This window comes from Rathayibacter sp. AY2B5, from assembly GCF_002931645.1.
Lineage (GTDB): Bacteria > Actinomycetota > Actinomycetes > Actinomycetales > Microbacteriaceae > Rathayibacter.
The window spans coordinates 1-19,024 of the sequence record NZ_PSUE01000003.1 but is presented as its reverse complement, the minus strand read 5'-3'; the positions used below and the strand labels follow the sequence as shown (position 1 = coordinate 19,024).

Here is a 19,024-nt window from a genome sequence, read left to right as displayed (position 1 = left end):
ATCAAGGGAATTCCGTGGTTATCTTCCTCGTGGTATCGCTGATACCCCTCATCGGAAGGCTCTCCACATGATCATCGTGACCGGTGCCACCGGCGCTCTGAACGGCGCCACCGTCGACCACCTCCTCGACTCCGTTCCCGCCTCCGGGATCGCCGTCGTCGCCCGCGACGCCTCGAAGGCCGCCCGCTTCGCAGAGCGCGGAGTGGAGGTGCGCGTCGGCGACTACGCCGACCCCGCCTCCCTCCCGGCCGCCTTCGACGGAGCGGATCAGCTGCTCCTCGTCTCCTCGAGCGACCCGCGGGCCGACGCCGTCGCCCTGCACCGCACCGCCGTCGAGGCGGCCGTCGCGGCCGGAGTCGGACGGGTCCTCTACACGAGCCACCAGGGCGCCGCCGCCGACACCCCCTTCGGCCCGGGCCGGGACCACGCGGCGACCGAGCGCCTGCTCGCCGAGTCCGGACTCGCCTGGACGTCGCTCCGCAACGGCTTCTACGCGCACAGCCTGGGCCTCTTCCTCGGACCGTGGCGGGAGACCGGAGTGATCGAGGTCCCCTCCGACGGCCGCGTCTCGTGGACGGCCCGCGAGGACGAGTCGGAGGCGGCCGCCCGGCTCCTCCTCTCGGGGAGCCCGCACGACGGGCCGGTCACGCTGACCGCGACGGAGGCTCCGACGTTCGAGGAGATCGCCGGGATCGCGGCCGAGGTCGGCGGGCGGCCCGTCGACCTGCGCGTCCTCGGCGATGACGAGTGGGTCGCCGCGCGCGTCGCGGCGGGTCAGCCCGAGTTCCTCGTGCGCTTCACCCTCGGGATGCACCGGGCGGCCGAGCGCGGCTTCTTCGCGGGCACCGGCCCCGAGCTCGGGCGCCTCCTCGGACGCGAGCCGCGCAGCGTCCGCGACCTGCTCGAAGCCGGGCAGGCAGCCGTCGCCGGATGACGCCGGGCGGGCCGCCCCGGGCCCGCCCGCGTGACGAGGCGCCGCGCCGTCCGTCGAAGCGCGGCCGAGGCGGCGGCGTCTCGGCGTCAGGGCGGTTTCCCGGCTCCCCCCGCACGACGACGGGAGCCCGCCGCACCGGTGAGGTGCGACGGGCTCCCGAGGAGTGCCGTGCGTCAGCCGCAGCTGCGCGCGCTGTAGGGCGCGGTGGCCGTGGCCGTGACGGTCTTGCCGCCGACCGTGGCCGTGCCGGTGACCGTCGCCTCGCCCGCGGCGAGCTGCGTCGAGCGCACCGTGAACGCGGCGGAGCCGGAGGCGCCCGGCTTCACGCCGGCGATCGTCTTCACGCCCTCCGGGGTGCTGATCGAGACGTCCATCGGCACCGTGTCTCCGTTCCTGCCGACGACCGTCAGCACGACCTTGCCGGCGACGCAGCGCGACGTGGCGGTCGCGCTCACCTTCAGCGAGGACTGCACGGTGACCGTGACCTGCACCGGCATGCGCGACGCGTCCTGCGCGACGCCCGAGACCGTGAAGGTCCCGGCCGTGGCGTAGGCGGCGGGCGCGACGGCGTCCCAGGCCACGTCGACCGTGCTGGTGGTGCCGGCGGCGGTCGTGATCGTGGCGCGGGGCAGGACCGGCGCGGCGCCGACCGTGGTCGTCGCGGTCAGCGGAGCGACCGAGGCGACGGCCAGGCCGGGGGCGTAGCCCTCGAGCACCTTCTGGTACTCGGAGCGCGTCACCGGGATGACCGTGCCGTGGCGCGGCTTGCCGCCGTCGGCGTTCTGCGGCAGGCCCGTGCGGAGCTTCGCTCCGAGCGGCTGCCAGGAGTCGCCGTTCGCGAGGTCGTCGGTGCCGAACGGGATGTAGTGGTTCGGCCCGTCGTGGTAGTTCGGCTGGTCGATGAAGAGGAACCAGTCGAGGCCGTTCACGTCGCCCTCGTTGGCGGGGAAGACGTTGGGGCCCTCACCGCTGGTGAAGGTCTTGCCGGGCTCGCCGTTGGGCAGGCCCGAGGCCACCTTCTCCTTGACCAGCGACCACTCGTCCGCCGGTCCGCCGGTGCCGGGCAGCGAGCCCGAGACGGTGGCCAGCAGGTCGGTGCTCTTCTCCTCGCGGAGGGTCATCGACGCCTCGTCCTTGGTGAAGCGGTAGTAGGTGTCGCCGTCCTTCGCGACCGTCGAGTCGATGGTGCCCTTGCCGGCGCCGCGCTTGACGTCGATCCACGGCTTCGCCTCCGAGAAGGAGGTGAAGTCCTCGGTCGTCGCGTACATCATCTGGTTGTAGGTGACGGAGGCGCGATCGGCCGTGTTCGTGGTCGGGTACATGTTCGAGGCCCAGAAGACGACGTAGGTCTGGAGCTCGTCATCCCAGTACGCCTCGGGGGCCCAGGTGTTGCCGGCGAAGTCGGTGGAGACCTTGACGTGGCGCTGGGCGGACCAGTTCACCAGGTCGGTCGACTCCCAGACCTCGATGTACTTCGAGCCCGACTTCTGCGCGGTGTCGAAGCCGCCGGGGAGCCCGTCGATCTTCAGGTCGGTGGCGAGCATGAAGAACTTGTCGCCCTCGTGCGAGCGGATGATGAACGGGTCGCGCAGGCCCATCGTCCCCAGGTTCGAGGTGAAGACCGGCTTGCCGCCGTTCAGCGTGTTCCAGCTCAGCGCGTCGTTGCCCTTCGAGGCGGCGAGGCTGATGCGCTCGGCGCCGTCGCCCTCTCCGGTGAAGAACGCCCAGACGTACGCCTCGGTGTCGTCGGTGCCGGCGGGGAGCGGCTGCACCCGGAGGGTGAAGTCGCGGGTCCGGGTGGTGGATCCGCTGGTCGCGGTCGCGCGGACGACCACGTCGATCGCGGGGCTCCCGGTCGCGGGGCGGTCGACGTCGATGGTGCGGGTGCCGGCGGCGCTGCCGTCGCGGACGGTCGCCCCGCTCGGGCTGACGACGCTCCAGGCGATGCTCGAGCCGAGCGTGCCGGTGGTGGGCACCGAGACGTTCGTCCGGATGTCGCCGACGTTCGGGATGGCGATCGCGGCGAGGTCGCGCTGGACCTTCGTCGCGTCGTCCAGCTGCGCGGCGACGCGCACCGTGTAGTCGACCGAGCGGGTCTCGGTGCCGACCCTGTAGGTGGCGGTGAGGGTGGCGGTGGCGTCCGGCTGTCCCGCGGCGGGGCGCGTGACGGTCGCGGTGCCGCCGGTGATGGCCACGGCCGCGCTGTTCGACGTCCAGGTGATGCCGACGCCGCTGGCGGTGGTGGGCACCGTGAAGCCGGCGGTCGCCTCCGTGGGCACCGTGACCGACGCGACGGCGCGGTCGAGGGCCTGCGAGGAGTAGAGCGCCTGCACGGAGCTGCTGCTGAGGGCGCTGTCGTAGACGGCGAAGTCGTCCATCTCGCCGTTCCAGCCCGGGTCGTTGTAGGTCGAGCGCGCGATGTACGCGACGAGCGACGGGCCGAACGAGGAGACGTCGCGGGCGATCGTGCTCTGCGAGATCTGCGCGCCGTTGACGTACACGGTGAGCTTGCCGGTCGAGCCGTCGATGACGGTCGTGTAGAGCGAGAGGCCCGAGGGGGTGCGCGCGCCGACGGTCGGGGTGCCCGTCGCTCCGGCGCCGACCTCGGTGTTGTAGGGAGCGCCCGCGTTGACCGAGTTGGTGACGACCGACTTGGTGTAGCCGGAGAGGTTGCTCGGGTTGAGCAGCCAGTAGCCGGAGGAGAACGAGGCGCCGGAGGCGACGGGCGCTCCGACGAACGCGGCGGCGACGTTGCCCGTGCCGCCCTTGTGGGCGAGCCAGGTGGAGAAGGTCAGGTCCTTCTTGCCGACGAGGCCGGCGGTGGGGATCTCGAGGTAGGGGGCGGCCGCGGCGGATCCGCCGGGGAGGCTGATGAGCCCGTTGCGGAACTGGGCTCCGGAGCCGCGCAGCGTCGCGCTGTAGCCGTTGCCGCTGGTGTCGGCGACCGTGGTGCCGGTGGGGGCGGTGTCGAACGTGTAGTGGAGGAGCGGGGTCTCGGTGGCTCCGAAGGCGGAGCTGGGGACCGTGGCGCCGAGCAGCGCCGTGGCGGCGACGGTCGCGACCGCCAGAGCGGTCCTCACCGCCGATCGTGATCGTCTCATGCAGATAGGCCCTCGTGATCGGGTGCGGCGTCGAGGCACGATCCGCAGGGCCGCGGAGGTGTGCGTCTTCGCACGGGATGTGAAAGTGAACATCCTAGATCGCGGTACCGGATCCTGACCAGACCCCGGGAGAGGTCTGCGGGCTCGTGCAGAACGCCCGCCGAGAGCGCGATCCCTCGCCCGCCGACGCACAGGCCCTCCTCTCCGCCGACGTTCTGCAGGAGCCGGCCGGGTGGCACGATGTCCGCATGGCCTCCGACCGCCCCGTCCTGCTCGTCGTCGACGTCGCCGACGGCGGCCGCGAGGATCCCGAGTTCGAGATCGAGCTGCAGCTGCTGACCGCGAGCGTCGTCACGGCCGCCACCGCCGCGGGCTTCGTGGTCGACCGCATCCCTGCCGAGCAGGCCGGCGCCGCCGAGCTCGAGCGCCGGCTCGCCGCCGCCGACGCCGTCGTGGTCACCGGAGGGGAGGACGTCGACCCGTCCCTCTACGGCGGCCGACCCGACGACCCGCACCGCGGCCAGTCCTTCCCCGCCGCCGATCGCGCGCAGATCGCGCTCGTCCGCCGGGCCGTCGAGACGCGGACCCCGCTGGTCGGGATCTGCCGCGGGATGCAGCTGGTCAACGTCGCCCTCGGCGGCGACCTCGTGCAGCACCTGCCCGGCGCGGGTCACGTCGGCCGGTCGGTCCCCGGCGAGCACCTGTCGGGGATGGTCGACCACCGCGTGGCGCTCGAGCCGGGCAGCGCCCTCGCCGGCATCCTCGGCGCCGCGGAGCTCGTCGTCCGCAGCTCCCACCACCAGGCCGTCGACCGTCCGGGCGAGGGCCTCGTCGTGGTCGGCCGCGCCGACGACGGCACCGTCGAGGCCCTCGAGCACGAGTCCGCGCCGCTCTGGTGCGTGCAGTGGCACCCGGAGGACGCGGGCTCGCGCGGCACCGTGCTCACGGACCTGCTCGAGGCGGCGCTCGCCGCGACCGCTACTTGATCGACCCGCGCATCACTCCGCTGACCACCCAGCGCTGCGCGAAGAGGTACACGATCAGCAGCGGCGCCATCGCCATCAGGTAGGACGCGAAGGCGACGGTGTAGTTCGTGTTGAACTGCCCCTGGAAGACGTACTCGGCCAGCGGCAGGGTGCGGGCGGACGGGTCCGAGAGCACCACGAGCGGCAGGATGAAGTCGTTCCACGCCCACACGCAGGTCAGGATCCCGACGGTCGCGTTCATCGGGCCGAGCAGCGGGAAGATCACCTGCCAGTAGGTCCGCCAGGTCGAGGCGCCGTCGGTGCGCGCCGCCTCCTCGAGCTCGATGGGGATCGAGCGGATGAAGGCCGTGTAGATGAACGTGTTGATCGAGAGCCCGAACACGGCGTAGAGCAGGATCAGCCCGGCCTGGTTGTCCAGGCCCAGCAGGGCCGTCTCCTTCACCACCGGCAGCATGATGATCGGGAACGGCACGAAGACCGCGGCGAGCAGGTAGAAGTAGACGCCCTTGAAGAACGGCCTGTGCATGTTCCGGGCGACCGCGTAGGCGACCATCGAGTTCGAGAACAGCGTCAGCACGACGGCTCCGACCGTGATCAGCGCGGTGTTCACGAAGGCCTGGGGGAAGCGGGTCGCCGTCCACGCCTCGGCGAAGTTGCCCCACGAGATCGAGGTCGGCAGCTCGAACCCTGTGCCGCCGAGCTGGTCGGGCGTCTTCAGCGCGGTCACGACGGCGAAGTAGAGCGGCAGGAGGATCGTCAGCGAGCAGACCGCGATGAGCGCGGTCGCCCACCAGTTGATCCGGTAGGTGTCGCGGGAGGGCCGGCGCCGCCCCTCGGGCTCGCCGAGGGCGATCGCGGTCGTGGGGGTGATGGTCGATGTCATCAGAACGACGCCTCTCTGCGGCTGAGGACTCGGAACTGGATCAGCGAGACCACGATGATGATGAGGAAGTAGAGGACGGCGTTGGCCGTCTGATAGGCGTACTCGCCGCCCTGGAAGCCGCCGCGGTAGATCAGCAGCGTGATCGACTCCGTCGAGGTGCCGGGACCGCCGTTGGTGAGGGCGATGATGTGGTCGAACACCTGGAGGAAGTTCTTCATCGAGATGACCATGTTGATCGTGAAGAAGGAGGCGATCAGCGGGAACGTGATCGAGGTGAACTGCCGCCACCTCCCCGCTCCGTCGAGCGAGGTCGCCTCGTAGAGCTCGCCCGGGATCGTCTGGAGTCCGGCGAGGTAGATGATGATCGAGAAGGCCGAGGCCTGCCAGACCGCCAGCACCACGATCGCCACCCACGCCCAGTCGGCGTTCGCGAGGATGTTCTCGCCGATCACCGGGATCGCGCCGAGGATCTGCGGCAGCGAGTTCGCGAAGAGGTACTGGAACACGTAGCCGATGACCAGGGTCGAGAGCACGTAGGGGATGAAGTAGATCCCGCGGAACGCCGTCTGGAACTTGATCCGCGCGTTGAGGGCGACGGCGATGGCGAGCGAGATCACGTTCACCAGCACGGTCGCCACGATCGCGAAGCCGAAGGTGAACCCGTAGGCCTTCCAGACACGGTCGTCCTGGAGGAGCGCGAGGTAGTTCGAGGCGCCGATCAGGTCCCACGAGCCGTAGCCCGCGTAGTCGGTGAAGCTGAAGAAGATTCCGGTGAGGACCGGGACCGTGTGGAGCACGAAGAAGAGCAGGACGGCGGGGACCGTCATCCAGTAGAAGGTCTTCGAGGTGCGCCCGATGATGCGCTTGCGGCGCGCGGGCGGCGGAGGAGTGGTCGCCACCGCCTGCGCGGCGGCCGTCGTGGTCGTGGTCATGGGGTCACTTCCTGGTCGTGCGTGCCGCGACTTTGCGCCACTCACTGTCGAGGGTCCGGAGCGCCGCGTCGGCGTCCCCGCTGGCGAGGAACGCCTGGAGCGTGGGGTTGAGCGGGATGCTCGCGGGGATCTGGTGGTCGACGAAGCCGATCAGCCGTCCCTGCTCGAAGTAGGGCTGCAGCTCGGCCAGCGTGGGGTCCGAGTTGGGTGCGGCGCCGACCAGCGGCGAGAAGGCGGCCTGGCTCGCGACGTACGGCTCGACGACTCCGGGGGTCAGCAGGAAGTCGACGAAGCGGCGGGCCGCGTCGAGCTTCGGAGTGCCGCGGCCGATGGCGACGGCCACGTCGACGCCCGAGGTGACCCGCGTGTCCGCGGGGTCGTCGAGCACCGGGTAGGGGAAGACGCCGAGATCGATGTCGGGGTTGTTCGTGCGCACCGGGTTGATCGCCCAGATGCCCTGCGGGTACATGGCCGCCTCGCCCGCGGCGAAGGCCTGGTTGCCGTCGTCGTAGCCGAGGCCGAACGAGCCCTCCTGCGTGTACGAGAAGAGCTGCCCGAGCCGCTCCATCGTCGTCGCGTAGTCCTTCGTGAACGAGACGGGGGAGTCGGGGCCGAGCGCCGCTCCCTCCTCGCGCATCGCGTCGAAGAAGCCGTCCGGCTGCAGCTGCCCGCCGAGCGCGTTGAAGGCGGGGGCGCCGGTCCAGTTGTCGAGCAGGGCGCCGTAGAAGGGAGTGATCCCGGCGGCGGTGAGCGTCTCGCAGACGGCGATCAGCTCGTCCCAGGTGGTCGGCACCTCGATCCCGTTCTCGGCGAAGATCGTGCGGTTGTAGAGGATCCCGTCCGCGTTGTTCGCGAAGGCGAGCGCGTTCACCTCGTTCCCCTCGAAGCTGCCGAGGGCGGCGAGGATGTCGAGGGCCGCCGGGTTCACCCGCTCGACCAGCTCGTCGCCGGTGAAGTCGTGGAACACGCCGGCCTTCGCGAGGTCGGCGTAGTAGCCGCTGCCGTTCAGGGTCAGCACGTCCGGCACCTTGTCCTTGACGAGCAGGGTGCGGATGGCCGTGTCGGGGTCGGGCACGTTGTTGGCGACGACCCGGATGTCCGGGTTGGCCGCCTCGAACTCGCGGATGATCCGCGCGAAGTCCTCCACCGCCTCCGCCTTGAACTGGAAGAAGTCGAGCGTGGTCACTCCGTCGCCGGCGCCGGGGGAGGCGCAGGAGGCGAGGGCGGCGGCGGACGCCGCGGCGAGCGGCACCGAGAGGAACAGCCGCCGGGAGAACCCGGGGGGATGCGGATGAGCGGACATGCGGCGCCTCCTTGCGCGTGGGGACAGGTCTCAGGGCGCGCTCGACCGCGGAGGGCGGTGCGAGAGCAGGTGCGGCGGCGGGGGAGCGGGGTCGGCTCCGGAGCCGGGAGGGCGGGTCAGAGGGCGGTGAGCACGAGCACGACGAGCTGCTCCGGATCGAGGACGGGGGCCTGGAGCCCGACAGTGCCCAGCACGCGGCCGCGGAGCGCGGTCCCGTGCTCGGCCCAGCCGAGCGGCGACTGCCCGGGGCCGCCGAGCGGCGACGTGACCGGGGCGAGCGCCACGGAGTAGGTGCGCTCCGGGTCCAGGCCCGGGAGCGTGATCCGTCCGGGCGGGTAGGTCTCGCCGGTGCGCAGCTGGGTGAAGGTGAAGAGGGCGGCGGAGCGGTCGGCGGCGACGACTCCGGAGAGCGAGGCGGCGTCGTCGGCGAGGTCGGCGCGCACGACCGTCCCGGTGTGCAGCAGCGCCCGGTGCTCGCGGTGGAAGGCGACCCAGGCGGTCAGCTCCTCCTCGACGGCGGGGGCGAGATCCGAGACGTCCCACTCGATGCCGAGGTGGCCGGGCAGCGCGGTGCCGGCGCGGAAGGCGAGCGAGTGGGTGCGCTGCGTCGAGTGCGACCGCGGCCCTCCGATGTGCTGCCCCATCAGCTCGGGCGGCACCACCAGCTGGGTGAAGGGCTGGATGGTCTGCCGCTCGAGCGGGTCGATGCAGTCGCTCGTCCAGATGCGGTCGGTGCGGGCGAGGATCCCGAGGTCGACGCGGGCGCCCCCGGAGGCGCACGACTCGATCTCGACGCCGGGATGCCGGGAGCGCAGCTCGTCGAGCAGGCGGTAGAGCGCGAGCACGTTCTCGTGGACGGCGGAGCGGCCGGTGGCGGGCGAGACCGCCTCGATCACGTCGCGGTTGTGGTCCCACTTGAGGTACGCGATCGGGTACTCGGTCAGCAGCGCGTCGAGGGCGCCGAGCACGTGCTCGAACGCGCCGCGCTGCGAGAGGTCGAGGACCTGCTGCTGCCGCCCCGAGGCCGGGAGATGGCCGGCCGGGCCGAGGATCCACTCCGGGTGCGCGCGGGCCAGGTCGGAGTCGGGGCTGATCATCTCGGGCTCCACCCAGAGGCCGAACTGCATGCCCAGGCCGGTGACGACGTCCGTCAGCGGGGTGAGGCCCTCCGGCCAGACCGCGGGATCGACGGTCCAGTCGCCGAGCGCGGCGGTGTCGTCGCGGCGGCCGAGGAACCAGCCGTCGTCGAGCACGAAGCGCTCGACCCCGATCCGCGCGGCCCGCTCGGCCAGGGCGGTGAGGCGAGCGAGGTCGTGGTCGAAGTAGACGGCCTCCCAGGTGTTGAGGGTGACGGGCCGCGGAGCGACGGGGTGCTGCGGGCGGGCGCGGAGCGACGCGTGGAACCGGGCCTGCAGAGCGCTGAGCCCGTCGCCCCAGGAGCCGTAGGCGACCGGGGTCTCGTAGCTCTCGCCCTGCGCGAGCTCGATCTCGGCGGGCCGCAGCAGCTCGCCGGCCGCGAGGAGCGAGACGCCCTCGACGGTGCGCTCGGCGCGGAGCGAGGTGTCGCCGCTCCAGCCGAGGTGGACGCCGTGCACGAGCCCGCGCTCCCAGCCGAAGCCGGGCGTGCCCGCGGCGAGGAGGAGGGTCGCGTCGGCGCCGGGGCGTCCGCGGCGGGTGCGGCGGGTGTGCTCGCCGATGGTCAGCGGGCGGCGCTGCGGGTGGCGCTCGCGGAGGTGGTGCCCGGTGGTGTCGAGGATCTCGCGCGCGGTCGCGGGGAGCGGGAAGCCGAGCTCGAAGCGCTCGAGGCGGAACGGGCGGGCGTCGAGGTTCTCGACCCGGGCGCGCTGGGTGAGCAGGCCGGCCGCGTCGACCTCGAGGTCCACGGTCAGCCGGACGCCCGCGCCAGTGGCGACGGTCCGGAGGGCGGAGCCGAGCGCCTCGATGCTCTCGACCTCGAAGCGCTCCGACGCGGCTGCGCGCTCGTGGGTGCCCTCGAAGGTGGGGGCGTGCTGCCAGCCGTCGGCCTCGACGGCGACGAGGCCGAACGGCGCGAATGCGTCCAGCCCGCCCGAGACGCGCTGGGGGAGGGCGGCGTCTGCCAGGGCGGATAGTTCGGCGGCGGAAAGATCTCCGAGCGCGGCGCCCCAGTGCACGATAGTGGGGAAGGTGACGAGGCGGGCGTCGACGACGACGCTAGTGCCCCCGTCCTGCAAGTGGAAGAGGCGCGATTCCCGGCCGGAGAGGGTCACGGAGTCGTTCGTGGGGGCGATGCTGCGGTGCATGGCTTATTTCTAGAGCAGAAGTAATAGGGGTGTCAAGAGCGGCGCGAGTGGCCGGATCTGTTCCTGGGGCGGCGCGCTACCGGTAGCTTTCTACCAGGCCGGAAAGAAGGAGCCCCGTGACCGACACCATCGTCGCCGAGGACGCCTCCGGGAGCTCCTCCGAGCTCCTGGCGCGCGAGGTCCTGATCCACGGTCCCGTCTCGCGGGCCGAGCTCGGCCGCCGCCTCGGCCTCTCGCCCGCCAGCCTGACCCGGCTCGCGCGCCCGTTCCTCGACGGCGGCCTGGTCGTCGAGGGCCCCGAGCAGAGCACCGGAGTCGGCCGCCCCGCCCGGCCGCTCGACATCCGCGCCGACGCGCTGAGCTTCGCGGGCGTGAAGATCACCGGCACCGAGGTCCTCGCCGTCCGCACCGACCTGCGTGCACGCACCGAGCGGGAGCTGGTCCGCCCGCTGCCGGGCACGGAGCCCGCCGACGTGATCGCCGCGATCGTCTCGGTCGTCGACGAGCTCGGCGGCCCCTCCGCCTTCGCCGGACTGGGCGTGACGCTCGGCGGGAGCATCGCCGCCGACGGCCGGGTGAGCCGCGCGCCGTTCCTCGGCTGGCGCGACGTCGACCTCGCCGCTCCGCTCTCCGCCGCCCTCGGGCTGCCGGTCGCCCTCGAGAACGACGTGGTCGCGCTCACGGGCGCCGAGCACTGGTTCGGGCGCGGCCGCGGCATCCCGCACTTCGCGGTGCTCACGGTCGGCGCGGGCGTCGGCTACGGACTGGTGGTGCACGACCGGGTGGTCGCGCCCCCGGAGGCGGGGCTCGGCCTGGGCGGCCACTACCCGCTGGATCCCACCGGCCCCGTCTGCGAGGCAGGCCACCGCGGCTGCTCGACCGCGATGCTCAGCCTGCCCTCGCTCCTCCGCCAGCTCTTCGTCGCCACCGGCCGCGAGCTGACCCTGGCCGAGGGCTTCGCCGCCGCTCGCGCGGGCGACCCCGGTGCCGAGCGCATCCTCGCCGACTCCGCCCGCGCGCTCGGGACGATGATCGCCGCGATCGGCAACCTCTCGATGTCCGGCACGGTGATCCTGGCCGGGGAGGGCGTCGCCCTCTACTCGGAGCAGGCCGCGGTGGTGGACGCCGCGATCGCGGCCACGCGCGACCCGGACGCTCCGCCCCTGGCGTTGCTCGTCGACGACGGCGGGCTCGTGGAGTGGGCGCGCGGCGCGGCGGCCGTCGCGATCCAGCGGCTGCTGCCGCGGATCGCGCTCGGGACGCTGGGGTAGCGGGGCTCCGCGGCGCGCGGGCGCTCGGGGTGCCGGGCTGGCGCTCGGGGTGCCGGGCTGGCGCTCGGGGTGCCGGGCTGGCGGGTCTTCGCGCCCAGTGTGCCGTCGGCACGCTCGCTTGGCGGGTCTCAGCGCCGCGCGGAGGCTCGGAATGTCGGCTCGGCGGGTGTCCGCTCCGGGCGGGTACCGGGACGCCGGCCTCGCGGGCTAGACGCCGAGCGCCGAGCCGGGCAGGTCGCTCTGCAGGCCGTCGACGATCCGGCCGAACGCCGCGATCGCCTGGTCGTCGCCGAGACGGCCGGAGTCGACTCCTCCGGCGATGCGCAGGACCTCGGCCCGGCGCTCCGCCCTCTCCACCGCGTCGAGCCCGGAGGCCCCGATCGCTGCGCATGCGCGCACTCGCGCGACGATCGTGCCGACGTGCCATCTGCCGCGTGCCATCTGTCTCCTCCTGAAATCCCCGCCTCTCTTCGGAGCGGACGCACACCCGGATGGGTGCGCGTCCCCGGGTCCTCACCCCCGTCGCTCCGGCGATGCGTCACGAACGGTCGTCATCCGGCCGCCGTGGCGACCGTTCGTGACGCATCGATCGAGCTGGGGAGGCGGAGCGCCCGCTCGCGGAGAGGGGTCCGGGGCGCCAGACTGACGGCGAGCGGAGGGAGGCACGATGCGACGCCTCCGCGCCATCGCCGCCGCGCTGCTCCTCCTGCCCGCCCTCGCGGCCTGCGCGCCGGGAGGCGCGACGGGCGCCCCGAGCGGCACCGCGGCGGCCACCGTGGCTGCGACCACCGCCACCCCGTCTCAGGCCACCCCCGACCCGGCCCGCTCCTCCGCCGCGTCCGCCCCGGCTCCCGGGGTAACCGTCTCCGTCCAGCAGAACCGCTCCGACATCGCCGGCGGCACCATGGCCTTCGAGGTCCACAACGGCAGCGGCGCCCCGATCGAGGTCAACGCGGCCCGCCTCACGGACCCGCGCCTGGCCGCCCCGCTCACCTGGACCGGCGGCACGGGCGTCCCCGACGGGACCTCGCGAGACCTCCGGGTCGACGTGCCCGAGCCCGCCTGCCCGGTCGCGGAGGCGCCCACTGCGCTCGAGGTCGTCCTCGCCATCGACGGCCACGGCGAGCACGCGTACCCCGCCGACGACCCGTTCTCGTTCGTCGACGCTCTCGCCCGGTCCGGATGCTTCGCCCGCGCCGTCGACGCCGACGTCGCCCTGCGGATCGACACGTCCGGAGGCGCCGCGCACGAGCCGGCGCGCCTCACCATCACCGCCGACGTCCGGGGCACCCCCCTCGTGCTCCGCAGCGTCGACGCCACGATCCTGCTGCAGCCGCCCGACGCCGCCGACGCCTGGACCCTCGACCGCTCCGTGCCCGCCGGGACCCTCGACTCCGTGGTCCTGGACGCCGTCCCCACCCGCTGCGACACCCACGCGCTCGCCGAGGACAAGGTCGGCACGCGCCTGCCGGTCACCGTCGAGACCGCGGGCCGGCAGGGCACCGTCGTCGTCGCCGCGACCCCCGAGCAGAAGGGCGAGCTCTACGCGTTCATCACCGCGTACTGCGCGTCCTGAGCGGGGAGGCGGGCGGCGCCGCACTGCTGCCCGCAGCGACCGACGCCTCCACCGCCACTGTTCGGTCCCGTCCGCTTCACGCCGGCGCCGTGCTCAGCGCCTGCAGCCCCGTCACCCGCAGCAGGTCGAGCCGCGCCTCGTCCTCGCTGCCCGGCGCCACCGTGTAGACGACGATCCGCAGGTCGGTGCCCGGAGCCGTGAGCACGTCGCAGTCGATCGTGATCGGTCCGACGGGCGTCCGCGTCACCGTCTTCCGGCTCGCGCGGTGCTCGGCGATGCGCGCCTCCGCCCAGCGCCGCTCGAACTCGGGCGACTCCTCCCGCAGCCGGGCGACGAGGGCGGCGAGCGCCGGATCGCGCGGGTAGCGCCCGGTCGCCGCGCGCAGGTCGGCCGCGAGGTCGCTCGCGAAGTCCTCCTCGTGCTGCGCGTCGAACTCGGTGCCCGCGTGTCCGGAGGTGAAGTGCCGCCAGACGAGGTTCCGCTCCAGCCCGGTGTACACCGAGGGGTCGCCGTTCAGGGCGGCCCAGAGCGGGTTCCACAGCAGGATGTCGTGGGCCGCCGTGAACACCGCGAGCGGCACGTCGCCCAGGCGGTCGACGATCCGCTGCACGCCCGGGCTCACGTGCTGCGGCACGACGCCCGGCGAGGGGACGGCGGCACCGGCGACCCGGTAGAGGTGGTCGCGCTCGCTGTCCGTGAGCCGGAGCGCCACCGCGAGCGAGCGGAGCATCGACGGCGACGGGTTCCGCGCGCGTCCCTGCTCGAGCCGCACCAGGTAGTCGACGCTCACTCCCGAGAGCGCCGCCAGCTCCTCGCGCCGCAGGCCCGTGGCTCGGCGGCCCGAGCCCGCGGGCAGGCCGACGTCGGCGGGACGGATGCGGTCGCGCCACGAGCGCAGCACCGTGGCGAACTCCTCCATGCCGCCCATCCTCCTCCGCCCGCCGTCGCCGAGCCAGGTACTGCCGGTCCCCCCGTCGAGCGCGGCCTGGTCGAGGCCCGACCACCCGCGCAGGATGGGCCCATGACCACGACACTCATCACCGGAGCGAACCGCTCCCTCGGCCTCGAGACCGCCCGCCGACTCCTCGAGGCGGGCCACACCGTCTACGCCGGCATGCGCGACACCGCCGACGGCGACGCCGCCCGCGCGCTCGGCGCCCACCCCGTCCGCCTCGACGTCACCGATCAGGCGAGCGTCGACTCCGCGATCGCCTCCCTGCCCGGGCTCGACGTGCTCGTCAACAACGCCGGAGTGCTGGGCACCTCGTTCGGCGTCGACGACCTCACCCCGGAGGCGATGGCGGGCGTCCTCGAGACGAACGTCGTCGGCATCGTCCGCGTCACACAGGCCGCGCTCCCGCTGCTGCAGGCCTCCGCGGCCCCGGTCGTCGTGAACGTGGCGTCCGGAGTCGGCTGGCCGCGCTGGCTGAGCACCGAGGGCCACGACGAGTTCCCCGTCACCGCGATCCCCTACGCGGCATCGAAGGCGGCGGTCGTCGCGCTCACCGTGCAGTACGCGAAGAACCTGCCGGCGATGCGGATCAACGCGAGCGACCCCGGCTACACCGCGACCGACTTCAACGGACACGGCGGGCACCAGACCGTCACCGAGGGCGCGGACGCGACCGTCGCGCTCGCCCTGCTCGGCTCCGACGGGCCGACGGGCGAGTTCCACGACCGGCGCGGGCGCATCGAGTACTGAGCGGCGGGGAGGGCGGGCGCGACCGGCCGGACACCGGCCCGGACCCGGCAGGCGTCCACGTGCCCGTTCGAGGAGCCGCTGCCCCGAGCGCGGCGTGCGTCCACGTGCGCGTTCGAGCAGATCCCGCCCCGACCCTACGTGCGTCCGCGCACGCCCGAGACGCGGTGAGGTCCCCGAACCCGCCCTCGGCGCACCGGCCAGCACATGGTGATGAGGTGTCCTGTCTGCGCGGTCACCGGTCCTCGGTGCTGGGCTGTGAGTGACGGCCGGAGCCGGGACGCTGCCCACCGCGTGACAGAGGGCCGGATGAACCGCCGGCCCGACGGTGCGTGCTCGCTCCGGTGCGCCTACCGACTCACCGCGTCTCGTGTCAGCTCTGCAGCTCGACCCCCCAGTTCGTCCTCTGGACGTCGGCGTCGAGCCCGCGCAGCTCGCGCGCCACGGCGTCCGCCTGCTCGCGCAGCTCCCGCACCGGCAGCGCGGGCAGGCGGCGCAGCTCGCTCCGGAGCTGGCGGTAGCCGCGCTCGCCGGCGGCCGCGTCGGCCGCGCGGGTCAGGAGGCTGTGCCGGGCGCGCAGGGCCTCGCGCCGGGCGAGCGCCGCGGTCAGCACCTCGCCGGTGGGAGTGGTCGCCGTCGCGTTGGTGAGGTTGATCGCCGTGACCAGCCGCTCGAGCTCGCCCAGTGCGCGCGTGCAGTCGGCGAGCAGCTCGGCCGGGTCCTCGGTCGGCTCCTCTCCCTCCTGGTAGGAGGCGTTCGCGACGATCCGCGACTGGAGGGCCTCGATCCGCTTCTGCAGGTCGGCCCGCTCGAGGAGTGCTTCGGCGAGAGTCATGCGACCAGGCAAGCACACATCGACGGGACCCGCGCCCCTAGGCTGCGACCGTGCCGCTGCAGAACCATCCCGGAGACGTCGAGTTCCCCGTCCGACCCCGGCTGCGCTACGCGCGGGCGGCCGATGCGCACCGGCGCGGGCAGGGCGCCGGACGCCGCGCCCTCCTGGTGACGGCCTTCGCGGCTCCGGTGGGCCTGGTCGGCTTCGCATGGGGGCTCGCGCTCGGCGGCGGCGAGAGCGTCGTCGCGTTCACGGCGTTCGCGTTCGCACTGGCCTTCGGGCTGCTCGCCGCCACGGTCGGCTTCCAGCAGTGGGATGCGCGCGCGCCGCGCCGCGAGCAGCTCGCCTACCTCGGCGCGGCCGACTCGCCGACCCCGTCCCTCCGCCAGCAGCAGCTGCTCGCGCTCGACGCGGTCAGCGACTTCTCGTTCGCCGGCTGGAACTCCTCCCTCGCGTTCCAGCCCTCCTGGGCCGAGCTCCCGGAGGAGCTGCGGCGCCGCTACGCCGACGGAGCGAAAGGAGCGCCCTGGCAGCAGCTGCCGCTGCATCCGCTCGTCGAGCACCGGGTCGCGCTCGACCGCGACTTCCGCATCGCCTCGGCCGACGACGTCGAGCTGCTGGTCGCCGACGTGCTCACCCGCGGGCCGCTCTCGACCCGCTTCGCCGAGGTCTCGGCCTCCGGCGACGCGGAGCGGATGCGCTCCCGGGTCGCCGCGCTCACGGGCGGCAGCGAGTTCCACCTCCTCGAGCTCGCTCAGGCGGTCGACGGGCGTCCGCCGCTGCTCCTGCTCGCGGGCGACGCCGAGCGCACGATCGGCGCGATCCGCTACGCCTACGTCGCCGGCTACCTCCCGGCGGCGCGGGCCTGGGAGCTGCTGGCCGCGGTCGGCGACCGCGTCTTCGAGCGCTACTCCGGCTGGGACGCCTACTGGGCCGACGCGGCCCTCGCCATCGCCTTCCGCACCGACTCCCTCGGCGCGGTGCAGCACCACCACCGTCTGCGCGCGGAGCTCGCGGCCTCGGGGTGGCCGGCGGCGGTGCCGTACCCGGGCTGAGCGCGGGGCGGCTGCGGAGACGGTGCGACCGAGCTGGAGCGTCCGGACCGGAGGCGTGCTCCCGCGCGGTGACCTCCCTCGCCCACGGGGCTGTCGACGCGGAGAGAGCTGCGGCCCCGGCGTCAGCCCAGCTTCGAGGCGGGCACCGTCTCGAGGTGGAGCAGGTCGCGGCGCAGGCGCTGCGAGCGGACGTAGCTGCTCAGCACGTGCTCGGGCGAGGGCGGGGAGTCGCTCCCGCCGAGGAGGGCGCGCGCGGTCGTGAGGCGTGCGCGGCGGATCTCGTCGAACACGGTGGTGCCGTTCCGCGCGAAGGTGCGCTGCAGCGTCCGCTTCGGGACGCCGAGGCGCTCGCAGATCTCCTGGACCGAGAGGCGGGGGTCGGTGGACATCGCGGCGATCAGGGCGAGGGCGCGCGTGTAGACGTCCTCGCTGCTCTCGCGCGGCAGCGAGGTCGCCAGCACAGCGCCCGCCAGCTGCTCGACGGCGGCCCGCACCAGGGGGAAGGCGGGGGAGTCGGCGTCGAGGGTGGAGCCGAAGGTCGCGTTGACGGTCGAGAGCAGGATTCCGCGGCTGGCCGCGTCGGCCTCGGTGACGACGGCGCCACGGTCGGCCGAGTCGACCAGGCCCAGCAGCGGGCGGTCGAGGGCGATCTCGGTGCGGGCGCTCGGGGTGTCGGTCACGATCGTGAACGGGGAGTCGCAGTGGAGGAAGGCGATGTCACCCGGCGCGACGCGGACCTCGAGCGCCGCCGGATCGTCCGGCTGGATCACGAGCGCGCCCTCGAGCGGGATGATCAGGCGGACGCCCGGGCCGGCGGCGGAGGTGCGGTGCAGGCGGGCCGGCGAGTGCCAGATCCGGAGCACGTCGACGCCGTCGCTGCAGAGGGTGTCGGCCACGATGCGGAACGCGCCGTTCGCGCGGACGTCGACGCCGCTCTGCGCCAGCCACGCGGCCGCCGCCGTGTCCCGGCGGGACACCCCGCGATCGACGATCGGTCGGCTGCCTTCTGCGATTCCCCTCACGGCGGAGTCCTTTCCTCTGGCGCGTCCTCCGTACGACGCGATCCCTCTACCCTGGCCGATCCGGCCCGGTGGTGAGAAGTCTTCATGCGATCGCATCGTCGCTCACCTCCACCGCAAGGTGTCGGATCCCGCCATCGGGGGACGGAACCTGACCTCGGGAGTGCGCCTCGGATCGACGTGGACCTCGAGCGCGGCAACGTCGGTGAACGGCCGGTCGTCGCTCGTGCGGCCCCGCAGCACGATGGAGTGGCGGAGCGTCCGTGGCGCCCGCAGCGGCGCGATCGTGTAGTGCGCGACGGCCACGAATCCCGCTCCCGGGGCGACCCGCTCGGGCCGGCCGACCACGGTGACCGGGGCCTCGTCGTAGTCGAGCTCGGCGCCCGAGCCGTCGGTGAAGGAGCCGCAGAACAGGGCGAGGTCGTGCAGGGCGGAGGTGCCGGAGTTGTGGAACTGCATCCAGAAGGTGATCACGGCGACGGAGCCGCACGCGGGCGCGAGCCGCACCGCGCTGCCGTCGAGGACGAGGTGCGGAGGCGCATCGAGCGTCGGAGCTCCGAGCATCAGCCGCGCCGCCTGACGCCCGCCGCCGGTGCGGCCACCGGTTCCGCTGCGCGTCCCGCCAGCTGCAGGAGGCCGCACGCGGCGACCACTCCGACGAGGGCGGCCGCCCAGCTCAGGTCCTGCTGGTCGAACTCCCGGAGGTGCGCCGGGACGCCCGTGAATCCGAGGATCCCCTGGGCCGCGGCGACGGTGGCGAAGGCGAGCAGCGCGGCCGTGGCGGCGACCGCGGCCGGGGCGGGCGGGTCGCCCTCCGAGTCCTGGGCGAAGCGGCGGACGGCGTGCGCGAGGGCGAGTGCGCAGAGGGCTGCGGCGACGAGGGCGGCCGCGGTGTAGGCCGGGCCGGCGGCCAGCAGGAGGAGGGCGCCGACGACGACCCGCAGGCAGGCCGGGAGGACGCCGGGAGCGCTGCATCCGCGCGCGCCCGGGCCTCCCCCGAGGGCCGCGGCGCGGGCGCGGGACTCCTCGAGGCGCCTCCGGACGCCATGAGGACCAGCGGCGCGGAGCAGGGCGGTCGCGCCCGAGGCGAGCAGCGCGACGCCGACGAGCAGGGGGAAGACGAGGGCGGCGGCGGGCAGGGCGGGGGC

General features: G+C 73.6%; 16 protein-coding genes and 1 pseudogene. 6 read left to right on the top strand and 11 right to left on the bottom strand.

All coding sequences use genetic code 11. From position 1 onward, the window contains the following. Nucleotides 1–67: 67 nt before the first annotated feature. Complete coding sequence (locus C5C30_RS02805; protein WP_104260518.1) at nt 68–934, top strand: NAD(P)H-binding protein; 867 nt, start codon at nt 68–70, stop codon at nt 932–934. Nucleotides 935–1,107: 173 nt separating this feature from the next. Here the strand turns inward: C5C30_RS02805 and C5C30_RS02800 are convergent, their stop codons facing one another. Further along, complete coding sequence (locus C5C30_RS02800) at nt 1,108–4,014, bottom strand: immunoglobulin-like domain-containing protein (protein ID WP_181131433.1); 2,907 nt, start codon at nt 4,012–4,014, stop codon at nt 1,108–1,110. Between the two features lie 269 nt (nt 4,015–4,283). Between C5C30_RS02800 and C5C30_RS02795 the strand changes: the two genes are divergently transcribed. Continuing rightward, nucleotides 4,284–5,021, top strand: coding sequence for a gamma-glutamyl-gamma-aminobutyrate hydrolase family protein (locus tag C5C30_RS02795; RefSeq protein ID WP_104348596.1), 738 nt, complete (start codon nt 4,284–4,286; stop codon nt 5,019–5,021). Here the strand turns inward: C5C30_RS02795 and C5C30_RS02790 are convergent. From C5C30_RS02790 to C5C30_RS02775, 4 genes are all read right to left on the bottom strand, one after another. Further along, a complete protein-coding gene (locus tag C5C30_RS02790) occupies nt 5,014–5,904 on the bottom strand; it encodes a carbohydrate ABC transporter permease (RefSeq protein WP_347877594.1) in 891 nt (296 codons plus the stop codon). The two genes, C5C30_RS02795 and C5C30_RS02790, sit on opposite strands and share 8 nt — an antisense overlap. After that, on the bottom strand, nt 5,904–6,836 hold the full coding sequence (locus C5C30_RS02785; RefSeq protein ID WP_104297673.1) for a carbohydrate ABC transporter permease: 933 nt from the start codon (nt 6,834–6,836) through the stop codon (nt 5,904–5,906). The genes C5C30_RS02790 and C5C30_RS02785 overlap by 1 nt, the downstream gene beginning before the upstream one ends. Before the next feature lie 4 nt (nt 6,837–6,840). Next, entirely contained in the window at nt 6,841–8,139 is a 1,299-nt protein-coding gene (locus C5C30_RS02780) for an ABC transporter substrate-binding protein (RefSeq protein WP_104333134.1), read from the bottom strand. 116 nt (nt 8,140–8,255) lie between these two features. Then, a complete protein-coding gene (locus tag C5C30_RS02775; RefSeq protein ID WP_104315414.1) occupies nt 8,256–10,421 on the bottom strand; it encodes an alpha-galactosidase in 2,166 nt (721 codons plus the stop codon). Between the two features lie 116 nt (nt 10,422–10,537). Here C5C30_RS02775 and C5C30_RS02770 point away from each other — a divergent pair, with 116 nt between their 5' ends. After that, nucleotides 10,538–11,692, top strand: coding sequence for an ROK family transcriptional regulator (locus tag C5C30_RS02770; RefSeq protein WP_104273722.1), 1,155 nt, complete (start codon nt 10,538–10,540; stop codon nt 11,690–11,692). Between the two features lie 207 nt (nt 11,693–11,899). Here the strand turns inward: C5C30_RS02770 and C5C30_RS02765 are convergent, their stop codons facing one another. Further along, complete coding sequence (locus C5C30_RS02765; RefSeq protein WP_104333133.1) at nt 11,900–12,133, bottom strand: hypothetical protein; 234 nt, start codon at nt 12,131–12,133, stop codon at nt 11,900–11,902. A 226-nt stretch (nt 12,134–12,359) separates the two neighbouring features. Between C5C30_RS02765 and C5C30_RS02760 the strand changes: the two genes are divergently transcribed. Then, the gene (locus C5C30_RS02760; RefSeq protein WP_104333132.1) at nt 12,360–13,268 is read left to right on the top strand and encodes a hypothetical protein; all 909 of its coding nucleotides are present in this window, start codon (nt 12,360–12,362) and stop codon (nt 13,266–13,268) included. A 76-nt stretch (nt 13,269–13,344) separates the two neighbouring features. Here C5C30_RS02760 and C5C30_RS02755 read toward each other — a convergent pair whose 3' ends face one another. Continuing rightward, entirely contained in the window at nt 13,345–14,187 is an 843-nt protein-coding gene (locus C5C30_RS02755; protein ID WP_104248302.1) for a helix-turn-helix transcriptional regulator, read from the bottom strand. Between the two features lie 102 nt (nt 14,188–14,289). Here C5C30_RS02755 and C5C30_RS02750 point away from each other — a divergent pair, with 102 nt between their 5' ends. Continuing rightward, complete coding sequence (locus C5C30_RS02750) at nt 14,290–14,970, top strand: SDR family NAD(P)-dependent oxidoreductase (RefSeq protein ID WP_104333131.1); 681 nt, start codon at nt 14,290–14,292, stop codon at nt 14,968–14,970. Between the two features lie 370 nt (nt 14,971–15,340). Here the strand turns inward: C5C30_RS02750 and C5C30_RS02745 are convergent, their stop codons facing one another. Next, nucleotides 15,341–15,802, bottom strand: a complete 462-nt coding sequence (locus C5C30_RS02745; RefSeq protein WP_104224023.1) for a DIP1984 family protein — start codon at nt 15,800–15,802, stop codon at nt 15,341–15,343. A 50-nt stretch (nt 15,803–15,852) separates the two neighbouring features. Between C5C30_RS02745 and C5C30_RS02740 the strand changes: the two genes are divergently transcribed. After that, nucleotides 15,853–16,857: a DUF1266 domain-containing protein gene (locus tag C5C30_RS02740; protein ID WP_104333130.1), complete on the top strand. Its 1,005-nt coding sequence runs from the start codon at nt 15,853–15,855 to the stop codon at nt 16,855–16,857. Between the two features lie 122 nt (nt 16,858–16,979). Here the strand turns inward: C5C30_RS02740 and C5C30_RS02735 are convergent, their stop codons facing one another. The 3 genes and pseudogenes from C5C30_RS02735 to C5C30_RS17510 form a co-directional block, all read right to left on the bottom strand. Beyond that, nucleotides 16,980–17,834, bottom strand: coding sequence for a helix-turn-helix domain-containing protein (locus C5C30_RS02735; protein WP_181027279.1), 855 nt, complete (start codon nt 17,832–17,834; stop codon nt 16,980–16,982). A gap of 147 nt (nt 17,835–17,981) precedes the next feature. Further along, a complete protein-coding gene (locus tag C5C30_RS02730) occupies nt 17,982–18,440 on the bottom strand; it encodes a hypothetical protein (RefSeq protein ID WP_104227480.1) in 459 nt (152 codons plus the stop codon). Further along, nucleotides 18,440–19,024, bottom strand: a pseudogene (locus tag C5C30_RS17510) (hypothetical protein); the annotation flags it as partial. The pseudogene C5C30_RS17510 and the gene C5C30_RS02730, both read right to left, overlap by 1 nt.

Coding starts and splice junctions, on each gene's coding strand:
- C5C30_RS02805 (WP_104260518.1), top strand. CDS start 68: ATGATCATCGTGACCGGTGCCACCGGCGCTCTGAACGGCGCCACCGTC.
- C5C30_RS02795 (WP_104348596.1), top strand. CDS start 4,284: ATGGCCTCCGACCGCCCCGTCCTGCTCGTCGTCGACGTCGCCGACGGC.
- C5C30_RS02790 (WP_347877594.1), bottom strand. CDS start 5,904: ATGACATCGACCATCACCCCCACGACCGCGATCGCCCTCGGCGAGCCC.
- C5C30_RS02785 (WP_104297673.1), bottom strand. CDS start 6,836: ATGACCACGACCACGACGGCCGCCGCGCAGGCGGTGGCGACCACTCCT.
- C5C30_RS02780 (WP_104333134.1), bottom strand. CDS start 8,139: ATGTCCGCTCATCCGCATCCCCCCGGGTTCTCCCGGCGGCTGTTCCTC.
- C5C30_RS02775 (WP_104315414.1), bottom strand. CDS start 10,421: ATGCACCGCAGCATCGCCCCCACGAACGACTCCGTGACCCTCTCCGGC.
- C5C30_RS02765 (WP_104333133.1), bottom strand. CDS start 12,133: ATGGCACGCGGCAGATGGCACGTCGGCACGATCGTCGCGCGAGTGCGC.
- C5C30_RS02760 (WP_104333132.1), top strand. CDS start 12,360: ATGCGACGCCTCCGCGCCATCGCCGCCGCGCTGCTCCTCCTGCCCGCC.
- C5C30_RS02755 (WP_104248302.1), bottom strand. CDS start 14,187: ATGGAGGAGTTCGCCACGGTGCTGCGCTCGTGGCGCGACCGCATCCGT.
- C5C30_RS02750 (WP_104333131.1), top strand. CDS start 14,290: ATGACCACGACACTCATCACCGGAGCGAACCGCTCCCTCGGCCTCGAG.
- C5C30_RS02745 (WP_104224023.1), bottom strand. CDS start 15,802: ATGACTCTCGCCGAAGCACTCCTCGAGCGGGCCGACCTGCAGAAGCGG.
- C5C30_RS02730 (WP_104227480.1), bottom strand. CDS start 18,440: ATGCTCGGAGCTCCGACGCTCGATGCGCCTCCGCACCTCGTCCTCGAC.